Source organism: Planosporangium spinosum (assembly GCF_049999945.1).
Lineage (GTDB): Bacteria > Actinomycetota > Actinomycetes > Mycobacteriales > Micromonosporaceae > Planosporangium > Planosporangium spinosum.
This window is the reverse complement of record NZ_JBLYUB010000024.1, coordinates 66719-83200: the sequence shown is the minus strand read 5'-3', so window position 1 is coordinate 83200 and position 16482 is coordinate 66719. Positions and strand designations below refer to the sequence as shown.

Below are 16482 nucleotides of genomic sequence, written 5' to 3'. Positions count from 1 at the left end.
TGCCGCAGCCGTCAGTCGCGGCGCCGGGGACGTCGCCGGGCGGTTGTCGACACTGGCCTGTGGGGTGTCAAAACCCTGGCATCGAAGGCGGCGGCGAACCCGGCGGCCAGGCGGGTGTAGGTGGCGCCGTTACGCGAATGCGCGAGGGCGAGCAGGGCGTGGCGGCCGGGTGGGAGGCGCCGCCACCGGGTGCGGTCGTAAGACTCGGGCGTTCAGGTCACCAGCCCTCGACGATACGCATAGACGACCGCCTGCACGCGATCCCGCAGATCCAGCTTGGTAAGAATCCGGGACACGTATGTCTTGACGGTCTCCTGGCTGATCACCAGGGCCGCGGCGATCTCGCGGTTGGACAGGCCGTTGGCGATCAGTCGGAGCACCTCGAGCTCGCGAGGAGTGAGGGAGGCGTCGGTCGACATCGGATCGGCGGGGCGGATCCGGGCCGCGTACCGGCCGACGAGCTGACGGGTAACGTCCGGATCCAGCAGCGCGGCTCCGGAGGCCACGGTGCGGATGCCGTGCAGCAACTGGGCCGGCGGGGCGTCCTTGAGCAGGAAACCGCTGGCCCCGGCGCGCAGCGCGTCGTAGACGTACTCGTCGAGGTTGAACGTGGTCACCACGAGCACCTTGACCGGGTCGGCCACCCCGGCGCCGGCCAGCAGACGGGTGGCGTCGATGCCGTCGAGCACCGGCATCCGTACGTCCATCACGACCACGTCCGGGCGCAGCCGGGCGGCCAGGTCGACCGCGGCCCGGCCGTCCCCGCACTCGCCGGCCACCTCGAGGTCGGGCTGGGCGTCGATGATCGTCGCGAACCCGGTCCGGATCAGCGCCTGGTCGTCGCAGACCAGGACCCGGATCGGCGCCGTCACGACGCGCTCCCGACGGGGATCCGAGCGGTCACGACGAAACCGCCGCCTTCCCGCCGGCCGGCGCTGAACTCGCCGCCGAGCACCGCGACCCGTTCCCGGAGCCCGGCCAGGCCGCGACCACTTCCGCCGGGCGACGCGGCGTGCGTGCTCGACCCGTCGGTGCTGACCTGCACGCTGATCTCCCTTGCGCCGTGCTGGAGGTGGACGGTGGTGCGGCTGCCGTGGGCGTACTTGAGCGCGTTCGTAAGGGCCTCCTGCACCACCCGGTAGATCGTCGCCTCGGCGCTGCCGATGTGCTCGGCCGGCCCACCCTCCTCGACGAACTCCACCGGCTGCCCGGCCCGCCGGGTCTGCTCCACCAGGTCGTGAAGCTCACCGACCGCCGGTGTGCGTGGCTCGGTTCCATGGTCGGGGTTGAGCAGGTCGAGCAGGTGCCGCAGGTCGGTGACGGCCCGCCGGCCGGTGTCGGTGATCGCGCTCAGCGCCTGGTCCAGCCGTCCCGGGGCGGCGGTCAGGTAGCGCGCCGCCTCGGCCTGCACGACCATCGCCGTCACGTGGTGGGCCACGACATCGTGCAGTTCACGCGCGATGCGGGTGCGTTCGGCGGTCCGAGCGGCCTCGGCGACGTGGCTCCGGCGCTCGGCTTCGGCGGCCCGGGACAGCCGCAGCCAGGCCCCGGCGCCCCAGGCGATGGCGAGCGCCAGAAAGAAGGTCGTGAACCCGGCCAGGCCCTCCGACGAGCCGCGGCGGTCGAGAGCGACCGCCAGCAGGACGTACGCGGCGGTGGCCAGGACCATCGTGCGCCGCCGGTGGCGTTCCGCGTGCAGACCCGCGTTCAGCAGCGCGATCGGTAAGGCGATCGTCGCCACGGTGTGGTAGCCGCGGAGTTGGTCGACCGCGAAACCGATCGACACCAGGGTGAGACAGACGACCGGCCAGCGCCGGCGTAGGGCGAGCGGGAGCGCCTCCAGCGCGACCATCCAGACCGCGAGTGCGTCCAGCGGCCGGGTCGGCAGCTCGCCGAGCTGGGTCCCGTGACTGTTCACCGACGGCATCAGCGACGCCACGGCGATCAGCAGGGCAAACGGGAGATCCCGGACCGTGACGTCGAACTGCCGCCACCGGTCCGGGATGTGCCGGAGGCCGATCACGCGACGAGAGTAGCGTTCGCCGGGGCTGGAACCGCGCGCTTCCGCAGCGGCACCACGTGGCCACGCCGACGGGCCAGCCACATGAAGGCGACAGTCAGCAGTACACCGGCCACCAGGGTGTACACGCTCGCCTCGGGCCCGAACTCGCCACCGCTGAGCGCCGTCGGGCCGGAGAGCGCGCCGTGCAGCAGACCTTCCGGGGCGCTTTTGCCGGAGACATCGGTGCCGAAGATCGCACCCTCGGCGAAGTTCCAGCCGAAGTGCAGGCCGATCGGCACCCACAGGTTGCGGGTGGCGGCGTACGCGGCGGCCAGCATGCCGCCCGCCTCGATCGCGATAGCGAGCGCGCTCCAGATCGTCGCATGCGGGTTGAACAGGTGCGACAGCCCGAACAGCAGGCTGGTCAGGACCAGCGACAGCCAGGTGCCGAAGCGTCCCTCGACGATCCGGAACAGGATGCCGCGGAAGATCAGCTCCTCGGTCACCGCCGCCCCGGCGGTGAAGCCGAACAGTGCCACCGCTCCTGCCGCCGACCCCCACCCGACCACCGTGTAGTCGCCCAGGAACGCGATGTTGACGATGACTGCCAGGAACATGCCGACGCCGACCAGCAGGCCACGGCTCAGGGCGCCGAGGGCGCCCTTTCGCGAGACTTCGACCGGGTCACGGCGCTCGGTTCGGCGCACGATCCAGGCGTACGCGAAGACCGACAGCACCGCCGTCGCCGCCCCCAGCACCAGGGTGAGGGGAGTGTTCCAGTGGGCGGCGGCGACGGCCTGGCTACCGATGAGGGCGACCACCGCGACGGCCGCAAGCTGCTTCACCAGTCGCATGACAACTCCTTCGTCCGAATTCCCCGCGGCGCTTGCGCGGACACGTCGAACGCTATGGATCAGCGGACCGGATATCGTCACCACGCGGTGGACACCTGCAGGTAGCTCGCACGGGGGACCGGCTGCATGTGACAGCCCCGCTGGGCGGCGATAGCGCTGGTGCGGGCGCCGTGGGGTCGACGGCAGTTGTAGCCGAGGTGGCATCGGGGATGATCGCTTGTGCAACGGTGAGCCACCGTTGCACGCGCTCGCTCTGGCCGCCGGGCCGCACCACGTGCTGCGGGAAATTCTGAGCGCGACCCGTCATCGACACCGGCGGGAGTTGAGCCGGGCGGCCTGGCGCGTCAGGTGGTCGCGCTCGGCGAGGTTAGGTGACTTCTGGGCCGCCTCGGCGTACAGCCGTGCCGCCGTCGCCAGGTCGCTGTCGCGCTCGTGGAGGTACGCCGCCACCGCGGTGTGGCGGGGCAGTGAGTCGTCCAGCGCCGCGAGCGCGGCCAGGCCGGCACGCGGTCCGTCGGCCTCGCCGACAGCCACCGCGCGGTTGAGCCGGACGACCGGGCTGTCGGTCAGGCGCGTGAGCTCGTCGTACCACTCGACGATCTGCACCCAGTCGGTCTCTTCGGCGGTGGGCGCGTCAGCGTGGAGGGCCGCGATGGCAGCCTGGGCCTGGAACTCGCCCAGCCGGTCCCGGGCGAGAGCCGTCTGCAGGACGTCGACGCCCTCGGCGATCAGCTGGGTGTCCCACCGGCTGCGGTCCTGGTCGGCGAGCGGCACGAGGCTGCCGTCGGGCGCGGTTCGGGCGGCGCGCCGCGCGTGGTGGAGCAGCATGAGGGCGAGCAGCCCCGCGACCTCGGGGTGGTCGATCGCGGCCGCGAGCTGCCGGGTGAGCCGGATGGCCTCGGCGGCGAGGTCGACGTCGCCGGAGTAGCCCTCGTTGAAGACCAGGTAGAGGACGCGCAGCACGGTGGCGACGTCGCCGGGCTGGTCGAACCGCACGCCGGAGACGGTCCGCTTGGCCCGGCTGATGCGCTGCGCCATGGTCGCCTCGGGCACCAGGTAGGCCTGGGCGATCTGGCGGGTGGTCAGCCCGCCGACGGCGCGCAGCGTGAGCGCGACCGCGGACGACGGCGTCAGCGACGGGTGGGCGCACAGGAAGTAGAGCTGGAGCGTGTCGTCGGCCGCGGGCGCGGGCCCGGGTGCCGGCTCCGCGTCGACGAGGTCCTCACGCCGGCGGCGGGCGGCGTCCGTTCGGGTCGCGTCGAGGAACTTGCGCCAGGCCACGGTGACCAGCCAGCCCTTCGGGTCTCGCGGCGGATCGGCCGGCCAGACGCGCACCGCCTCGACCAGCGCGTCCTGCACGGCGTCCTCGGCCGCCGCGAAGTCGGCTCCGCGGCGGACGAGGATTCCGAGCACGCCTGGCGTGAGGCTCCGGAGCAGGGCCTCGTTCACCTGTGGAGTCACTCCGTGATGGTGGGCGGCGCGGTCAGGAACGGGCGCAGCTCGAGCCACTCGTGGATCGGCTTCCCGCCCGCCCCAGGAGCGGCCGACAGGGCACCGGCCAGTTCGACGGCGCGTTCGTAGCTGTCGACGTCGATCACCATCCAGCCGGCGATGAGGTCCTTGGTCTCAGCGAACGGACCGTCCGTGACCGGCGGGCGGCCCTCGCCGTCGTACCGGACGAACGTGCCCTCGGGGGCGAGTGCCTGACCGTCGACGAACTCGCCGGTCGCTTCGAGCCGGGCCGCGAAGTCGTGCATGTACTGCACGTGGGCCGAGATCTCCTCCGGCGTCCACTGGTCCATCGGCACGTCGTTGACCGGAGCCGGAGCGCCGCGGTAGTGCTTGAGCAGCAAGTACTTAGCCATCTTGGTTCTCCTCGATGCTGGTGCGACCCATTGTGGTCGCGTTCACCGCGGGGACGGAGCCAGTCACGGGTTCTCGACATCACCGTCCGAACTTTTTTGGGGCTCTGATGGATGAGCCCGGGCGAGCCATCTCGTGGTGTCCGGGTCCACCGCCTGGCGCGAAGGGTGAGGGCGGTTTCAATCCGTCGTTGCAGCGCTCCCGCTGAGAAGCGGTTGAGCTTCTCAGCGGGAGTCTGCCATCCCAGGGTCTGGCGGGGCGGCCGTTGAGTTCGACGGCGACGGCGTCGAGTTGACGCTGGGTGACGGCGCGGACGTCGAATTTGCCTTTGGGTAGTACTGGCGCAGGAGGCCGTTGGTGTTTTCGTTGCTGCCGCGCTGCCAGGGCGAATGGGGGTCGCAGAAGTAGACCGGGCAGCCGCTGGCGATGCTGAATTGGGCATGGCGGGCCATCTCGATGCCCTGGTCCCAGGTCAGCGACCGGCGCGGTTGGTCCGGCAGGCCGGCCATCGCCGCCGACAACTGGGCGATGCGCGATCGTCCGGGTCGCGTAGGCGCACGCGGCCGCCGGGCGCGGGGTCTGCGTCGTCACCGGCCACCCGCCGCCGAGCAGCAGGAAGCAGCCTGCACAACGGCAGCCCGGGCGTCCGCGCCGGCCGGCGGGCGTCGGCCGCGGGAAAATTTTGCTACGAATCTCTTTCGCTGCGCAACAAAAGTGTGGCAGGTTTGGAGGGTGCACGTACGTCTCAGTGGGGGATGGTCATGACTGCGTCCAGCGCCTTGTTGCTCGGTGGAGCGGGCGGTATCGGCGCTGCGGTGAGCCACCGGCTGGCCCGGACCCATGCGGTCGCCATCGGCTACCTGCAGCACCCGGACCGCGCCGAGTCCCTTGCTGCGGAGATCCGTGCGGACGGCGGAGTGGTCGCGCCGGTCAAGTCGGAGGCCACCACCGAGGAGGGCGTCCTCGCCGCGCTCGCCCCGACCAGGCACAGCACGTACGCCGCGGCCAAGGCCCACGCCCTGCTCGTACGCCTCGTCGAGCAGGGCCATCTGGGGCGAAAGACCGGCAAGGGCTGCTATGACTGGAGCGAATCGTGAGCATCGAGACGTTGCCGAGCTACCTCGAGGGCACCTGGCGCAGCGGTGGCGGCGAGGGTGCCCCGGTCGCCGACGCCGTGACGGGCGAGCGCGTCACCCGGGTCAGCAGCGAGGGGCTCGACCTCGCCGCGGCCGTGGCGTACGCGCGCCGGACCGGCCTGGCGGTGCTCGGCGAACTCACCTTCCCCCAGCGGGCCGCCGTACTCAAGTCGGTCGCGATGGCGCTGCAGGAGCGCAAGCAGGAACTGTACGACCTGTCGGCGCGGGCCGGCGCGACCCGGCGCGACGCAGCCGTCGACGTCGACGGAGGCATCGGCACCGCGCTGGTCTACGCAAGCCTCGGCCGCAAGGGCCTGCCCGACCACACGCTGATCGTCGAGGACGACCCGGTGCCGCTGGGCAAGGGCGGCGCGTTCGCGGGCCGGCACATCCTGACCACCCCGCGCGGGATCTCGCTGCAGATCAACGCGTTCAACTTTCCGGTCTGGGGCATGCTCGAGAAGCTCGCCCCCGCGCTGCTCGCCGGGCTGCCGACCATCGTCAAGCCGGCGACGCCGACGGCGTACATCGCCGCGCACGCCGTGCGGATCATCGAGGAGTCGGGTGTGCTTCCGCCGGGCGCGCTCCAGCTCGTCAGTGGCGGCATCTCCGGCGTGTTCGACCTGCTCGGCGGCCAGGACCACATCGGGTTCACCGGATCGGCGGCCACGGCCGCCCGGCTGCGCACCGACCCCACGGTCACCGTCCGCTCGGCGCGCTTCAACGCCGAGGCCGACTCGCTCAACTGCTCGATCCTGGGCCCCGATTCCGTACCGGGACAGCCGGAGTTCGAGCTGTTCGCCGACGCCCTCGTCACCGAGATGACGGTCAAGGCCGGGCAGAAGTGCACCGCTATCCGCCGCGCGTTCGTACCGGCGAACCTTCTCGACGCCGTGTCGCAGGCCGTCGAGGCCCGGCTCGCGACGGTGGTCGTGGGCGCGCCGGGCGCGCCGGGCGTGACCATGGGCGCGCTCGTCGGCCTCGCCCAGCGCGACGACGTGCGGGCCGCGGCCGCGCGGCTCGCCTCGGCGGGATCGATCGTGTACGGAGACCCGGACAAGTGCGACGTGGTCGGGGCCGACGCCGAGCGCGGCGCGTTCCTCTCACCGCTGCTGGTGCGGGTGGACGACGTGGCCCGCCCGGAGCCGCACGAGGTGGAGGCGTTCGGGCCGGTGAGCACGCTCCTGCCGTACCGCGGCGTCGGCGACCTGCTCGACCTGGTCGCCCGCGGCGAGGGATCCCTGGCCGGCTCGGTCGTCTCCTACGACCGGGACTTCGTCCGCGAGGTCGTGCTCGGGGCGGCCGCCCACCACGGCCGCATCCTCGTACTCGACCGCGACAGCGCGGGGGAGTCCACCGGGCACGGTACCCCGATGCCCCAGCTCGTCCACGGTGGACCAGGCCGTGCCGGTGGCGGCGAAGAGGAGGGCGGCCTGCGGGCCGTCTACGCCCACCTCCAGCGCACCGCCGTACAGGGCGGCCCCGCTGTCCTTGAGGCGATCGCGGCGATCGAACGATAGCCGACGTATTACGTGCACCACCGCCAACTGATCGTAGAACTTTTTCGTACCTCCAGTGACAGGAGAGCAACGATGAGCATCGACTCCCGTACCGGTGCCGCTCCCACGCCTACCGGTCCGCTCAGCCGGGTGGACTACAGCGAGCGCATCCCCAACAATGTCGACCTCGCCAGTGACCGGCGCCTGCAGCGCGCGCTCGAAGGGTGGCAGCCGAAGTTCCTCGACTGGTGGAAGCAGCTCGGGCCGGCCCTGCCGACCAAGGACGTCTACCTGCGCACGGCCATCGCCGTCGGCCGGGACGGCTGGGCACACTTCGACCACGTGCCCATGGACGAGTACCGCTGGGGCATCTTCCTCGCCGAGCGCGACCCCGACCGCAAGGTCAACTTCGGCAAGCACAAGGGCGAGCCGGCCTGGCAGGAGGTCCCGGGCGAGCACCGGGCCGACCTGATGCGGCTGATCGTCGTGCAGGGCGACACCGAGCCCGCCTCGGTCGAGCAGCAGCGCATCCTCGGCCGTACCGCGCCGAGCATCTACGACCTGCGCAACCTCTTCCAGGTCAACGTGGAGGAGGGGCGTCACCTGTGGGCGATGGTCTACCTGCTGCACGCCTACTTCGGCCGGGAGGGCCGTGAGGAGGCCGAGCAGCTGCTCAAGCGCAACTCCGGTGACCTCGACGCGCCGCGCATCCTCGGCGCGTTCAACGAGGAGACCACCGACTGGCTGCAGTTCTTCATGTTCACGTACTTCACCGACCGGGACGGCAAGTACCAGCTCGGCACGCTCAAGGAGTCGGCCTTCGACCCGCTGGCGCGCACGTGCGAGTTCATGCTCAAGGAGGAGGCCCACCACATGTTCGTGGGCACCACCGGCGTGCAGCGGACGGTGGAGCGCACCGCCGAGCTGATGAAGGAGCACGGCACCACCGACATCTTCCCGTACGGTGGCATCCCGCTGGACGTGATCCAGAAGTACCTCAACTTCCAGTTCTCGGTCTCGATGGACCTGTTCGGGTCCGAGCAGTCGACCAACGCGGGCAACTACTACACCTCGGGGCTGAAGGGCCGCTGGATGGAGACCCGGCGCAAAGACGACCACGTGCTGCTCGACGCCACCCGCGAGATGCGCTACGTCGACGGCGGCCAGATCAAGACCAGGACCGTGCCGATGCTGAGCGCGCTCAACCTCGACCTGCGCGACGAGTACGTCGCCGACTGCGCCAACGGCGTCCGCCGCTGGAACCAGGCGCTCGAGGACGCGGGCCTCGACGAGCGGCTGTACCTGCCGCACGAGGGCTTCAACCGCAAGGTCGGCGGCTACGCCGGGCACCGGGTCACCCCGCAGGGCGAGGTCGTCGACGAGGCAGCCTGGCAGGCCCGGGTCGGCGGGTGGCTGCCCACGCCGCAGGATCGCGAGAACGTGGCGGCGCTCATGGTCCCCGAGTACGAGTACGGCAAGTTCGCCGGCTGGATCGCCCCGCCGAAGACCGGCATCAACGACCAGCCGGTCGAGTTCGACTACGTCCACCTGGCCGAGGAAGGGCTCGTCTGACCCTGCCGCTGTGGTCTCGCCCCCCTGTGCCGACGGCGGCGCAGGGGCGGCGGGTCGGTGCGCCCGAAGCGGGCATGTCTTCCCCGGCGGCGGGCGTGGTCGCCGGCTATGGCGCCCGCAACGGGTCAGTTCCGGGCGGCCGCGCTGTCGTCCATGCGGTTCCACTCGTCCTGGGCGCGCCGGTGCCACCGGTCGTGCAGGTCGTGGAAGGCGGCCGCCGCCCGCGGGCCCGGCCAGTCGTGGTCGAGCAGTTCGGCGGGGAGGTCGGGGTCGAGGAACGGGAAGCGCCGCCACTCCTGGATGAGCAGCACCTGGTTGACGAACGCCTCCCGGTCCGACGACACCGTCAGCCCCTCGAAGCGTTCGACGAAGCTCAGATACCGCTTCTCCACATCGTCGAGATCCCAGGCGTCCGTGATCAGCTTGGCGGCGTCGCCGATTCCGGCGGACGGGCCCGTCCAGGCGTACGCGCGGTCGGTGAGATCGAGTTCGCGGATGATGTCACGGACCGCGGCCTCCTTCGACGCGTCGGGCACCACCCACAGACTGGGGGCGGGCGAGCCCAGGCCGAGCCAGGTCAGTCGGGTGCGCAGACGGTGGCGGAGCTGGCGCTGGGTCTCCGGTACGCCGACGGTGAGGACGAGCCAGCGGCCGTCCCACGTGTGCGGGCCGCGCATGAAGCCGTAGATGCGGTCGGTACCCTCCCGCAGTAGCCGGTCGCCGGCGGGTGTCAGGTTCCAGCGCACCCTCCGGCCGTGCCGGGTCGAGGTGAGCAGACCCTCGGCGGCGGTGCGGGCGAGGGCCTGCCGTGCGGACTTCTCCTCGATGTCCAGGGCGCCGAGCGCGTCGACCAGCGTGCCCGTCCAGACCTCGCCCCCACGTGGAAGCACGAACTCGCCGAGGACCGTCAGCAGGATCGAGCGTGCACTGGCGGACACCTTCTCGCGTTGGCGTTCCGCCGGCTCGGCCGCCCGGCCGGTCGCCGTGCGCGGTGGGCGCGAGGCCACGTCTGCTCTCCTGTCGTTCGACATTTTCGTGACGCGCATTCTTCCAGGTTAGGTCGCACCTGTGGGTAAAGGGCGCGGATCGGTCCCTCCCGAAAGGTGGGCCACCCATAAATGCTACAAACTCTTGACGCACCACTGAGATTGCGTCGAACATAAGGGCCGGAACCCTCAATCCATCCATCGCCCACGGAGTGCACATTGACTGTCACCGAGAGTCCTGGAACTTTGCGGAGCACGGCGAGTGCGGAGGCTTCACCGGTCACGCCTCCAGTGGTCCACTTCGCGACCTCGCCAGATCGCTACCGCCACTGGAAGCTCGAGGTGGACGGAGAGGTCGCCACCGTCACGCTGCGTGTCGACGAGCAGGGTGGCCTGGTCGGAGGCTACGAACTCAAGATGAACTCCTACGACCTCGGGGTCGACATCGAGCTGTACGACATCGTCCAACGGCTGCGGTTCGAGCACCCGGAGGTCAAGGCGGTCGTGATGACGGGCGGTCTGGAGCGGATGTTCTGCGCCGGCGCCAACATCAGGATGCTGGCCCAGTCCTCCCATGCCTGGAAGGTGAACTTCTGCAAGTTCACCAACGAGACCCGCAACGGCATCGAGGACGCCACCGCGAACTCCGGCCAGACCTGGATCGCCGCGCTCAACGGCACCGCCGCCGGCGGCGGGTACGAGCTGGCGCTCGCCTGCGACCAGATCGTCCTCGTCGACGATGGCTCCTCGGCCGTGTCGCTGCCCGAGGTGCCACTGCTCGGCGTGCTCCCGGGTACCGGCGGCCTGAGCCGCGTGGTGGACAAGCGCCACGTCCGAAAAGACCGCGCCGACCTGTTCGCCACCAAGGCCGAGGGCTACCGGGGCAGCACCGCCGTCGAGTGGGGCCTGGTGGACGCGACCGTGCCGCGCAACGCGTTCGACGCCGAGATCGACCGGCGCGCCCGGGAGGCGGCGGCGTCGTCGGAGCGCCCGTCCGGGGCCACCGGCGTGACGCTGACGTCGCTGGACCGCAGGGACTCCGGCGACACCATCACCTACCCCTACGTTTCAGCGACGATCGACCGTTCGGGTAGGCGTGTCGAGATCACCGTCGAGGGTCCGAACGCGGCCCCGCCGGCCGACGCTGCGGCCGTGCTCGCCCAGGGCGTGGAGTACTGGCCGCTCGCCGTGACCCGCGCGCTGGACGACCTGATCCTGCACCTGCGCACCAACGAACTCGAGCTCGGCATCTGGGTCCTGCGCGCCGTCGGCGACGCCGAGCGGGTGATGGCCTACGACGCCCAGCTGCGGGAGCTGGCGGACGACTGGTTCGTCAACGAGGTGCGGCACAACTACAAGCGCACGCTCAAGCGCCTCGACGTGACCAGCCGCAGCCTCATCGCCGTCATCGACCCGGGCACGGCGTTCGCAGGCCTGCTGCTCGAGCTGGCGCTGGCCGCCGACCGGCAGTACATGCTCGACGGCGTCTACACCGACTCCGACTCCGACGCCGATCCGGCCACCATCCGGCTGAGCGAGTCGAACAACGGCGACTTCCCGATGGGCAACGGCCTGTCCCGGCTGCAGTCGCGGTTCTGGGGCAATGACGACGACCTCGCCGCGGCCCGGGCCAGGATCGGCGAGCCGCTCGACGCCGCCGCCGCGGTCGAGCTCGGGCTGGTCACCATGGCCCTCGACGATATCGACTTCGAAGACGAGCTGCGCATCGTGCTGGAGGAGCGCGCCTCGCTGTCGCCCGACGCGCTGACCGGCATGGAGGCCAACCACCGCTTCGTCGGCCCGGAAACGCTGGAGACGAAGATTTTCGGACGGCTCACCGCCTGGCAGAACTGGATCTTCATCCGGCCGAACGCGTCCGGTCCTGACGGCGCCCTGCGCCGCTACGGAAGCGGCCGCAAGGGCGACTACGACCTTAAACGGGTCTGACCATGAGCGAGCGAATCGACGAGCACAGCCTGTTCACGCGCACCCATAAGCACGGCACGCGCGCGTACGCGAGCGACGAGCCGCTAGGCGAGGAGCTGCTATGAGTGACACAGAGTTCAATGCCGGTACCTGGCTCGTCCACCGCCACGTGCGTGACGGCCTCGGTGACCGGGTGGCGGTCCGCAGGGGTGCGGTCACGCTCACCTATGCGGAGCTGGAGGACCTCGTCGGCACCGTCACCGCCGCCCTGCGCACCCTGGGCCTGCGGCGCGACGACCGCGTCGTGTTCGCCGCCAACGACGACATTCCCCTCTTCGCCGGCATCCTCGGCGCCTTCTGCGGCGGGTTCGTGGCCGTGCCGGTCTCCACGATGCTGGGAGCGAAGGAACTCGGTCAGATCATCGCCGACTCCGGCGCCGCGGTGGTGGTGGCGAGCGCCGAGTACGCGCCGCAGTTCCAGCAGGCGGTCGCCGCAGCGCCTGAACTGCGGCACCTGGTGTGCGATGGCGACACGGTGCTCGCGGCTCCCGCCGGCGTCACGTCCTGGACCTGGGCCGAGCTGTTAGCGGCGGGGGAAAGGCAACCGCAGCAACAGCGCGAGCCTGCCAACACCGGAGAGGACGCCTGGGCGCTGTGGCTCTACACCTCCGGCACCACCGGATCGCCGAAGGGGGCGATGCACCGCCACGCCAACATCCGTTACGTCTGCGAAACCTACGGCCGGCAGGTCCTGGGCATCCGGCCGGACGACGTCTGCTTCTCCATCGCCAAGCTCTTCTTCGCCTACGGCATCGGCAACTCGCTGTTCTTCCCGCTGTCCGTGGGAGCCTCGACGGTGCTCGAGCCGCGTCGCCCGACACCCGCCGTGACCGCGGAGCGGATGGCCGCCGACAAGCCGACCCTGTTCTTCGGCGTCCCGACCTTCTACGCGGCGCTGCTCGGCAGCGCCCTGCCCGACGACACCTTCGCCTCCGTGCGGCTGGGTACCTCTGCCGGGGAGCCGCTGCCCGCGCCGCTGCAGCAGACCTTCACCCGGCGCTTCGGCGTCGAGGTCATCGACGGCATCGGCTCCACCGAGGCGCTGCACATCTTCGTGTCCAACCGACCCGGCGAGATCCGCCCGGGCACCACCGGCCGCCCGGTGCCGGGCTACGACATCGAGCTTCGCGACGGTACGGGCGCGTGTGTGGCCGACGGCGAGCCCGGCGCGCTGTACGTGCGTGGAGAATCGATCGCCCTTGGCTACTGGCGCCGTGCCGGCGCCAGTCGCACCGTGTTCGCGGGGGAGTGGCTCAACACCGGCGACACCTACGTGCGCTCGCCGGACGGCTTCTACACCTGTATGGGCCGCAGCAACGACCTGCTCAAGGCGGGCGGCATCTGGGTGTCGCCGGCCGAGGTCGAAAGCCGCCTGCTGGAGCACCCGGCGGTCGCCGAGGTGGCCGTCGTCGGCGTCACCGACGCCTACGGTCTCGACAAACCGGTCGCGTGCGTCGTCGCCCGCGGTGAGGTCACCGCCGAGGAACTCATCCAGTGGTGCCGCGACGGGCTGGCCGCGTTCAAGCGGCCCCGGCAGGTCGTCTTCGTCGACGCGCTGCCCAAGACCGCCACCGGCAAGCTCCAACGCTTCCGGGTCCGCGAGCTCGTGACGGACCTCCCGACAGATCAGCAGTCCACCGTCATGCAAGGAGCGGGCGGATGAGCTCCCTCGACGTCGACGTGCTCATCGTCGGAGCAGGGCCGGTCGGCCTCTTCGGTGCCTACTACGCCGGCGTTCGGGGCCTCAGGACAGCGGTCGTCGACTCGCTGAGCCAGGTCGGCGGCCAGGTCAGCGCGATGTACCCGGAGAAGCAGATCTTCGACATCGCCGGGTTACCCGCGGTCTCCGGTCGGCGGCTCATCGCCAATCTGGTCGAGCAGGCCGCGCCGTACGACCCCGGGTACCTGCTGGGCCAGGAGGCACAGCAGCTCGACCGCGTGCCCGCCGACGGGCGGCCCGACCTGCTCAAGGTCAAGACCAGCGCCGGGACCGAGATCACCGCCGGGGCGATCGTGGTCACCGGAGGCATCGGCACCTTCACGCCGCGCCCGCTGCCGGCGGGCGAGGAGTTCCTCGGCCGGGGTCTGGAGTACTTCGTACCGGACAACGCCGACTACGCAGGCAAGGACGTCGTCGTGGTGGGCGGCGGCGACAGCGCGGTGGACTGGTCCCTCATGCTCCAGCCGATCGCCAAAAGCGTCACGCTGGTGCACCGCCGCGCCGCGTTCCGGGCTCACCACGGCTCGGTCGAGCGGCTCAAAGCGTCCCCGGTGGAGATCATCACCAACGCCCAGGTCACCGCGGCCCGTGGCGACGGCCGGCTCGAACGGGTAGAGATCAGCGTGACCGGCGAGGAGAGCCCGCGCATGCTGCCGTGCGACAGGCTCGTTGCGGCCCTCGGCTTCACCGCCAACCTCGGACCGTTACGCGAGTGGGGCCTTGAGTTGCACGACAGCCGCCACCTCGTGGTCGACTCCGCGATGCGCACCAACGTGCCCGGCATCTTCGCCGCCGGCGACATCACCGACTACGACGGCAAGGTCCGCCTGATCACGGTCGGCTTCGGCGAGGTGGCCACCGCGGTCAACAACGCCGCGGTGCACCTCGACCCCGATGCCCAGCTGTTCCCAGGCCACTCGACCGACAGCCCGGCGTCGGCCCCGCTGCCCGTCCCGGCCTAGGCCGCACATCGTCCATCAGGAGATCCACATATGCCGTACGTCATCGCCGAACCATGCATCGACGTCATGGACAAGTCGTGCGTGGAGGAGTGCCCGGTCGACTGCATCTACGAGGGGGAGCGCAAGCTCTACATCAACCCCAAGGAGTGCATCGACTGCGGTGCCTGCGAGCCCGTCTGCCCGGTCGGGGCGATCAGCCAGGACCGGCGGGTCGCCCCGGAACACGTCGACTTCGTCGAGGACAACCGTCGCTTCTTCATCGAGGTGCTGCCGGGCCGCGACGCGCCGATCGGCGCACCCGGAGGCTCGCACAAGACGGGCCGCATCGGCGTGGACACCCCGATGGTCGCGGACCGGTAGGAGTACGACGACATGCTCGACGGCACCCCGCTCATCGATGCGCACGTCCACGTGCCGATGCTGGACACACTGCGGCCGGCTTGGCTGCGGTGGGCCCGGGACTTCGGCGCCGACGGCATCCTGGAGGACGTCTGGGACGGCGATGGCGTGCCGCGCCCGGCGCGCCTCGACGAGCTCTTCGCCGCCCAGGGCGTCGACGTGGCGCTCCTGTTCTGCGAGTACAGCCCCAAGGCGACCGGCATGCAGACCTTCGAGGACCTGCTACCGATCGTCGAATACAACCCCGCCAGGTTCCGGCCGGTAGCCAACGTCAACCCGCACCTGCATTTCCCGATCGCCGCCGAGCTACGCCGGCAGCTCGACCTCGGAGCAGCCGCGCTGAAGCTCCATCCCGTGCACGGCGGTTTCCGCTGCGACGACGCGGCGCTGTATCCGGCGTACCAGGTACTCCAGGAGCGGGGCGTCCCACTCGTCGTCCACTGTGGCACGAGCTCCTTCCCCGGTGCGGCGAACGAGAACGCCGATCCGCAGTTCATCATCCCGGTCGTACGGGACTTTCCCGGGCTGAACGTCGTGCTCGCACACGGCGGGCGGGGCTGGTGGTACGACGCGGCCGCCTTCCTCGCGCTGTCGAACGACACCGTGTGGATCGAACTGTCCGGGCTGCCACCCAAACGGCTGCCCGAGTACTACGCCACGTACGACCTCGGTCGCCTGGCCCGCAAGTGGATCTTCGGGACCGACTGGCCTGGTGTGCCCGGCACGGCGGCCAACGCCCGCGCCGTCGCCGGACTGCTGCCCGACGAGACCGCCGCGGCCGTACTCGGCGGGAACGCGCTGAAGGTATACGCCGGCTTGTCGATGGGGGAGTGAGGAATGGCCGTCTACGCGCTCGGTGACCTGGTGCCCCGCATCCATCCGGACGCCTATGTCCATCCGGACGCCGTCGTCATCGGCGATGTCACCATCGGCGCCGGGTCGTCGGTGTGGCCGACGGCGGTGCTGCGGGCCGACTTCGGGCGCATCGAGATCGGCGAGCGTACATCCATTCAGGACGGCACGATCCTGCACACCACCGAGCAGTGGCCGACCGTGGTCGGCAGCGACTGTGTGGTCGGGCACAACGCTCATCTGGAGGGGTGCACGATCGAGGATCGCTGCCTCATCGGCTCGGGCTCGGTGGTTCTCAACCGTGCCGTCGTGCGCGCGGGATCGGTGATCGGCGCGCAGGCGCTCGTACCCGAGGACCTGGAGGTCCCGGCCGGGCACATGGCGCTCGGCGTACCCGCCCGGCCCCGGCCGATGGACACCGCCGTGCAGGCCGAGTGGATCGACTACGGAGTGCGCGAGTACGTCGGCAACGCCAAGCGCTACCGGCACGAGCTGCGCAGGCTCGATCGGTGAGGATCGACCTCTGAGGAGAACCTGACGGCCAGCGCACCCTCGGCGGACACCGTCTTCCCAGCAAGCAGGATCTCCTTCGCGAGGGGGCTCGCCGACCAGCTCGCCCAGGCGCCGGCAGGCACCGGCGGCGGCCATGAT

Annotated in this window: 15 protein-coding genes and 2 pseudogenes; 9 read left to right on the top strand and 8 right to left on the bottom strand. The window is 70.6% G+C overall.

What is annotated here, in order from left to right; translation table 11 throughout:
• Positions 1–95: 95 nt before the first annotated feature.
• The 7 genes and pseudogenes from ACNTMW_RS26460 to ACNTMW_RS26430 all read right to left on the bottom strand — a co-directional run.
• A pseudogene (locus ACNTMW_RS26460) lies at positions 96–194 on the bottom strand (IS5/IS1182 family transposase); the annotation flags it as partial.
• Between the two features lie 18 nt (positions 195–212).
• Positions 213–872, bottom strand: a complete 660-nt coding sequence (locus ACNTMW_RS26455; protein ID WP_426636534.1) for a response regulator — start codon at positions 870–872, stop codon at positions 213–215.
• Complete coding sequence (locus ACNTMW_RS26450; RefSeq protein ID WP_426636533.1) at positions 869–2023, bottom strand: sensor histidine kinase; 1155 nt, start codon at positions 2021–2023, stop codon at positions 869–871. Before ACNTMW_RS26450 ends, ACNTMW_RS26455 begins: the two co-directional genes overlap by 4 nt.
• Positions 2020–2856, bottom strand: coding sequence for a CPBP family intramembrane glutamic endopeptidase (locus ACNTMW_RS26445; RefSeq protein ID WP_426636532.1), 837 nt, complete (start codon positions 2854–2856; stop codon positions 2020–2022). The genes ACNTMW_RS26450 and ACNTMW_RS26445 overlap by 4 nt, the downstream gene beginning before the upstream one ends.
• Before the next feature lie 303 nt (positions 2857–3159).
• A complete protein-coding gene (locus ACNTMW_RS26440; protein WP_426636557.1) occupies positions 3160–4305 on the bottom strand; it encodes an RNA polymerase sigma factor in 1146 nt (381 codons plus the stop codon).
• 8 nt (positions 4306–4313) lie between these two features.
• Positions 4314–4721: a YciI family protein gene (locus ACNTMW_RS26435; RefSeq protein WP_426636531.1), complete on the bottom strand. Its 408-nt coding sequence runs from the start codon at positions 4719–4721 to the stop codon at positions 4314–4316.
• Positions 4722–4921: 200 nt separating this feature from the next.
• Positions 4922–5240: pseudogene (locus ACNTMW_RS26430) on the bottom strand (IS30 family transposase); the annotation flags it as partial.
• 240 nt (positions 5241–5480) lie between these two features.
• Between ACNTMW_RS26430 and ACNTMW_RS26425 the strand changes: the two are divergent.
• The 3 genes from ACNTMW_RS26425 to boxB all read left to right on the top strand — a co-directional run bounded on the left by ACNTMW_RS26425 (position 5481) and on the right by boxB (position 8926).
• Positions 5481–5816, top strand: coding sequence for a hypothetical protein (locus tag ACNTMW_RS26425; RefSeq protein WP_426636530.1), 336 nt, complete (start codon positions 5481–5483; stop codon positions 5814–5816).
• The gene (gene paaZ, locus ACNTMW_RS26420) at positions 5813–7375 is read left to right on the top strand and encodes a phenylacetic acid degradation bifunctional protein PaaZ (RefSeq protein WP_426636529.1); all 1563 of its coding nucleotides are present in this window, start codon (positions 5813–5815) and stop codon (positions 7373–7375) included. The genes ACNTMW_RS26425 and paaZ overlap by 4 nt, the downstream gene beginning before the upstream one ends.
• A 72-nt stretch (positions 7376–7447) precedes the next feature.
• A complete protein-coding gene (gene boxB / locus ACNTMW_RS26415) occupies positions 7448–8926 on the top strand; it encodes a benzoyl-CoA 2,3-epoxidase subunit BoxB (RefSeq protein ID WP_426636528.1) in 1479 nt (492 codons plus the stop codon).
• 125 nt (positions 8927–9051) lie between these two features.
• Here boxB and ACNTMW_RS26410 read toward each other — a convergent pair whose 3' ends face one another.
• Positions 9052–9972 (bottom strand): PaaX family transcriptional regulator, encoded by a 921-nt coding sequence (locus ACNTMW_RS26410; protein ID WP_426636527.1) that lies wholly within the window; start codon positions 9970–9972, stop codon positions 9052–9054.
• Between the two features lie 231 nt (positions 9973–10203).
• Between ACNTMW_RS26410 and boxC the strand changes: the two genes are divergently transcribed.
• The 6 genes from boxC (at position 10204) to ACNTMW_RS26380 (ending at position 16344) form a co-directional block, all read left to right on the top strand.
• Entirely contained in the window at positions 10204–11859 is a 1656-nt protein-coding gene (gene boxC, locus ACNTMW_RS26405; RefSeq protein WP_426636526.1) for a 2,3-epoxybenzoyl-CoA dihydrolase, read from the top strand.
• Positions 11860–11959: 100 nt separating this feature from the next.
• Complete coding sequence (locus tag ACNTMW_RS26400; RefSeq protein ID WP_426636525.1) at positions 11960–13561, top strand: benzoate-CoA ligase family protein; 1602 nt, start codon at positions 11960–11962, stop codon at positions 13559–13561.
• Positions 13558–14580: an NAD(P)/FAD-dependent oxidoreductase gene (locus ACNTMW_RS26395; RefSeq protein ID WP_426636524.1), complete on the top strand. Its 1023-nt coding sequence runs from the start codon at positions 13558–13560 to the stop codon at positions 14578–14580. Before ACNTMW_RS26400 ends, ACNTMW_RS26395 begins: the two co-directional genes overlap by 4 nt.
• 30 nt (positions 14581–14610) lie before the next feature.
• The gene (fdxA, locus tag ACNTMW_RS26390) at positions 14611–14940 is read left to right on the top strand and encodes a ferredoxin (protein WP_426636523.1); all 330 of its coding nucleotides are present in this window, start codon (positions 14611–14613) and stop codon (positions 14938–14940) included.
• Positions 14941–14952: 12 nt separating this feature from the next.
• The gene (locus tag ACNTMW_RS26385) at positions 14953–15813 is read left to right on the top strand and encodes an amidohydrolase family protein (protein WP_426636522.1); all 861 of its coding nucleotides are present in this window, start codon (positions 14953–14955) and stop codon (positions 15811–15813) included.
• Positions 15814–15816: 3 nt separating this feature from the next.
• On the top strand, positions 15817–16344 hold the full coding sequence (locus ACNTMW_RS26380) for a gamma carbonic anhydrase family protein (protein ID WP_426636521.1): 528 nt from the start codon (positions 15817–15819) through the stop codon (positions 16342–16344).
• Positions 16345–16482: the final 138 nt, after the last annotated feature.

Bases quoted from the DNA above. Each gene is read 5' to 3' on its own strand.
- ACNTMW_RS26380 (WP_426636521.1), top strand. From the start codon at position 15,817: ATGGCCGTCTACGCGCTCGGTGACCTGGTGCCCCGCATCCATCCGGAC.
- ACNTMW_RS26395 (WP_426636524.1), top strand. From the start codon at position 13,558: ATGAGCTCCCTCGACGTCGACGTGCTCATCGTCGGAGCAGGGCCGGTC.
- ACNTMW_RS26445 (WP_426636532.1), bottom strand. From the start codon at position 2,856: ATGCGACTGGTGAAGCAGCTTGCGGCCGTCGCGGTGGTCGCCCTCATC.
- ACNTMW_RS26435 (WP_426636531.1), bottom strand. From the start codon at position 4,721: ATGGCTAAGTACTTGCTGCTCAAGCACTACCGCGGCGCTCCGGCTCCG.
- fdxA (WP_426636523.1), top strand. From the start codon at position 14,611: ATGCCGTACGTCATCGCCGAACCATGCATCGACGTCATGGACAAGTCG.
- boxB (WP_426636528.1), top strand. From the start codon at position 7,448: ATGAGCATCGACTCCCGTACCGGTGCCGCTCCCACGCCTACCGGTCCG.
- ACNTMW_RS26400 (WP_426636525.1), top strand. From the start codon at position 11,960: ATGAGTGACACAGAGTTCAATGCCGGTACCTGGCTCGTCCACCGCCAC.
- ACNTMW_RS26410 (WP_426636527.1), bottom strand. From the start codon at position 9,972: ATGCGCGTCACGAAAATGTCGAACGACAGGAGAGCAGACGTGGCCTCG.
- ACNTMW_RS26425 (WP_426636530.1), top strand. From the start codon at position 5,481: ATGACTGCGTCCAGCGCCTTGTTGCTCGGTGGAGCGGGCGGTATCGGC.
- ACNTMW_RS26385 (WP_426636522.1), top strand. From the start codon at position 14,953: ATGCTCGACGGCACCCCGCTCATCGATGCGCACGTCCACGTGCCGATG.